The organism is Cypionkella psychrotolerans (assembly GCF_001294535.1).
GTDB classification, from domain to species: domain Bacteria; phylum Pseudomonadota; class Alphaproteobacteria; order Rhodobacterales; family Rhodobacteraceae; genus Cypionkella; species Cypionkella psychrotolerans.
On sequence record NZ_LGIC01000025.1, the window covers coordinates 1 to 3,719 of the forward strand.

The 3,719-nt window shown below is 61.2% G+C and carries 4 protein-coding genes and 1 other annotated feature; of the genes, 1 reads left to right on the forward strand and 3 read right to left on the reverse strand.

Going from position 1 to position 3,719, the window contains the following annotated elements:
- Positions 1 to 5: 5 nt before the first annotated feature.
- Positions 6 to 1,240, forward strand: a protein-coding gene (locus tag AKV04_RS05020; protein ID WP_156317376.1) for an IS3 family transposase whose coding sequence is annotated in 2 segments (ribosomal slippage) — positions 6 to 300 and positions 300 to 1,240 — 1,236 coding nt in all. Because the reading frame shifts where the segments join, the coding sequence is not laid out codon by codon here.
- Positions 293 to 409 (forward strand) — a sequence feature (AL1L pseudoknot). (Overlaps the previous gene by 117 nt.)
- On the opposite strand, the gene AKV04_RS05025 is transcribed toward AKV04_RS05020, so the two are convergent.
- From AKV04_RS05025 to AKV04_RS05035, 3 genes are all read right to left on the reverse strand, one after another.
- Positions 1,204 to 2,229 carry a TniQ family protein gene (locus AKV04_RS05025; RefSeq protein WP_054005376.1) on the reverse strand — a complete coding sequence of 342 codons (1,026 nt, stop codon included), beginning with the start codon at positions 2,227 to 2,229 and terminating at the stop codon, positions 1,204 to 1,206. The two genes, AKV04_RS05020 and AKV04_RS05025, sit on opposite strands and share 37 nt — an antisense overlap.
- Positions 2,226 to 3,161, reverse strand: a complete 936-nt coding sequence (locus AKV04_RS05030) for a TniB family NTP-binding protein (RefSeq protein ID WP_235815546.1) — start codon at positions 3,159 to 3,161, stop codon at positions 2,226 to 2,228. Before AKV04_RS05030 ends, AKV04_RS05025 begins: the two co-directional genes overlap by 4 nt.
- A gap of 92 nt (positions 3,162 to 3,253) precedes the next feature.
- Positions 3,254 to 3,719, reverse strand: a 466-nt coding sequence (locus AKV04_RS05035; protein ID WP_054005378.1) for a recombinase family protein, incomplete at its 5' end; no start/stop codon positions are given.

Here is a 3,719-nt window from a genome sequence, read left to right on the forward strand (position 1 = left end):
GGGCTATGGAAAAGAGTAAGACATCAAACCGTTATTCACCGGAGATGCGGGCGCGTGCCGTTCGCATGGTGTTGGAGCATCAAGGCTCCTATGAAACGCAATCTGCGGCAGTTGCTGCGATTGCCCCTAAGATTGGCTGCATCCCGGAGACATTGAGGGTCTGGGTTCGGCAGGCGGAAAAGGACAGCGGAGCACGGGAAGGTGCGACCAGTGCTGAGCGTGACAAGATCAAAGAACTGGAACGCGAGGTGCGCCAGCTTCGGCAGGCAAACGAGATCCTGCGCAAGGCGTCAGCGTATTTTGCACAGGCGGAACTCGACCGCCCGTTCAAGCCATGATCGACTTTGTTGATGATCATCGCGTGGTTTATGGGGTCGAGTCTATCTGCAGGGTGCTGCCGATTGCCCCATCGACCTACTACGCCTGCCTCGCTGTGCGCGCCGATCCGTCCAAGGCCTCGGCACGCCAGCAGCGGGATGCGGCTTTACGGCCAAAAATCCAGAAGGTCTGGGATGACAACTGGGAGGTTTACGGTGTCCGCAAAGCCTGGCGACAGCTGTGCCGTGAAGGTGAAGCCGTGGCGCGCTGCACCGTTGCTCGCCTCATGAAAGGCATGGGTTTACGGGGAATCGTTCGAGGAAAGGCCATGAAAACAACGATCCCCGACACGTCAGTGCCATGCCCACGCGACAAGGTGAACCGCAAGTTCCGAGCGCTAGCGCCAAATATGCTGTGGGTCAGTGACTTCACTTATGTCTCAACGTGGCAGGGCTTTGTCTACGTCGCCTTCGTGATCGACACCTTTGCCAACAGCATCGTCGGCTGGAAGGCATCGCGGTCTGCCAAGACCGACTTCGTTCTCGATGCACTTGAGCAAGCGCTTTATGCCCGCCGTCCAACCTATCAAGGCGGGCTTATTCATCATAGCGATCGCGGCGGGCAATACGTGTCCATTCGCTACACCGAGCGATTGGCAAATGCGGGCATTGAGCCATCCGTTGGCAGCGTCGGCGACGCCTATGACAACGCTTTGGCCGAAACGATCAACGGTCTCTACAAAACCGAGGTCATTCGGCGGCGCAGTTCATGGAAAACCATGGAGGAGGTAGAATTGGAAACGCTGAAATGGGTCGATTGGTTCAACAACAGGCGGTTGCTTGAGCCTATCGGAAACATCCCACCCGCAGAGGCAGAGGAGGCCTTCTATGAAAACCTGAACGCACTCGATATGGTCGCGTAACACGGACTAATTGGTCTCCGGAAAACCCGGAGCGGTTCATTCCTTTGCTGACGCCTGGCGCTCTCCCGGCTCAGATATGGCGTTGGCGCGGTGCGCCTGAACAACCTGGAGACCGCCTCCGGCATCGTACCGTCTGAAACAAGCGCAGCCCCGAACAGGTCCTGCAGTACAACCAGCGTCAGGGCACGCCACCGAACCGGCAAGCTCTGGAGCGGCGCAGGGGTGCCCACCGCGGCCCGGACCTCGAAGGGACAATGCCATCCGGGCTCATCGACCCAGAGCGCCAAGACGGGGCGAGCCGCATCCATGCGATCAAGCGGCGCCCATAAGGTACGAATTACCTGCTCCAGAGGCGCAAGGAGATCCGCGCGCGCCCTGACTATCCGTCCGGCCCGGCGTTGCAGACCGAGGACAGCATTGGCGAATTCAGCGGCCGAACGAACCGCCACCTCCCCTCCCCTTCCGGTGAGCAGACCATCGCATTTGCGACAGAATGGGCGCAACCGGCCGTCACGCATTCTGAACGAGGTCCGCAGATGACATCCACAGGCGGGGCAGCGATCCCGCAGCATTTCTCTGTGCGCCGGGCAGACGACCCGTTCAGCCAGCCGCCATTCCGCCCGCATGTAGCCGTCTTGCCCTGACGCCAAATCGGCATCGAAGCAGGCAAGGCAAGCAGGTACTATGCCGCCTGCCCCGTCCACGAACCAGTCCCGCGGACGTTCGGGGTATCTGGACTTCAGAGATAGCCGTTCGAGGCGCGCGGGATCAATCGAGCAGCTCCGCGCCCAAAGCCTGAGCAAGCCCGGATCGGGATTTATATCGCTGATCTTCCGCAAATCCGGCGCGCCGCCCCCCTGCCCTGCCAGGTAGACCGTCAGTTCCGGCACCTCCAAACCATAGCGGGTGGCGACCCGGACCATCCAGGAGGTGAGCAATTCGTCCCGAAACGGGCGCGGCGCAACCGGAAGCCGGATTGCTGCCGTCATGCCGACGCCTGGGCCTGCAGGGATTGGCGCGTCCGACGACGATCGCTCTGGGTCATCGACACCAGCGGCAGCACCAGATCGTCCCCAAAGCTCTCGATATCAAGCCTGTCCCGGCCAGAATGAACGGCTGCTTCCGCCGCGGTCTCGATCAGGCGGAAGATGCGGGCCGTCACGCCGGAGGTCAGCGCGTGAATCCGCGCCCTGGTCGCGGCGCTGGTCAGATCCGACGGCGCGCGCAGCGGCAGGATGTGACCGAGGCTTTTCAAAAGTCCGGCAAAGATGGCATCGTTCTTCCAGGGCTTGAGGTGAAACGCTTCGAACCTTTCCGCCAATTGCGCGTCCGTCAGCAGTGCTTGGCGGGCGAGATCTGTCCCGGCGCAGACCAGCGGGATCCGCAAATCATTGGCCAGAAACCGGATCGCGTTGAGAAATATGCGCTGTTGGCGGAAGGTTCCGGCCAGCATGCCGTTTACCTCGTCCAGAATAATCATCTTCGCCCCGACCGTGCGCAGCAGGGAGCGGCAGACATCTTTCTCGCGGGCCAGTGTCCCTCCGGCCATCGCCGGCGCGCCCATGCTGGACAGTAATTCGCGGTAGAGATCCCGCTCGATCGGTTCGGATGGCACTTGTGCCACCACCACCGGGCGATGATCGACACCAGTCACCTGATTGAACCTAGCCGGATGATTGCGCTCGAACTTGCGGACAATCTTGGTCTTGCCCATGCCAGTATCGCCGTAGATCAGCAAACAGGGCATCCGGTCGCGCGGCGGGTAGGTCAGCAGGTTTTCCAGGCGTGCAAGTGCGAGGCCGGCTTGGTCAAAGCCGATCCAGCGGTCGGCCCGGATCCAGGCGATGCGCTCGTCATCCGGGAGAGCCGCAAAACGTCGATAGTTCGGATCGAGATGCGCGAACTCCCCTGCCCCGGTCATGACCATTCCTCCACTTCGAACGTGGGCACGTCGAGAATGTCATTCGACTCCGCATAATCGGGGTCGAATGCCGGAGAGTGCAGGATCGTACGTTAAGCTCCTAGAACCTGTTTGCCGTAGTCGCGGAGATTTCCTTTAGGGTCGACGTATCGATAGAGGGTGACCGGGCGTATCCCGAGTTCCTTGCACAGCTCAGCGACGCTGGTATCACGGTTGGCCATCGCGGCTTGCGCCACCCGAACCTGAGCTTTGGTCAGGGCGAACTTTCGGCCGCCCTTTCTGCCCCGCGCACGGGCAGCTTGCAAGCCGGCCATGGTGCGTTCGCGGATCAGCTCGCTTTCAAACTCGGCAAGGGCCGCGAAGATACCGAACGACAGCCTGCCCGCTGCAGTGGTTGTGTCGATCTGTACGCCCTGACCTGTCAGCACCTTCAGGCCGATGCCACGCTCGGACAGCATGCTCACGGTCCTGACCAAGTGATGCAGGCTGCGCCCGAGCCTGTCGAGTCTCCACACCACCGGCACAGCCCTCGTCCGCAACGCCTTGAGGCAGGCCTCC

Coding starts and splice junctions, on each gene's coding strand:
- AKV04_RS05025 (WP_054005376.1), bottom strand. CDS start 2,229: ATGACGGCAGCAATCCGGCTTCCGGTTGCGCCGCGCCCGTTTCGGGAC.
- AKV04_RS05030 (WP_235815546.1), bottom strand. CDS start 3,161: ATGACCGGGGCAGGGGAGTTCGCGCATCTCGATCCGAACTATCGACGT.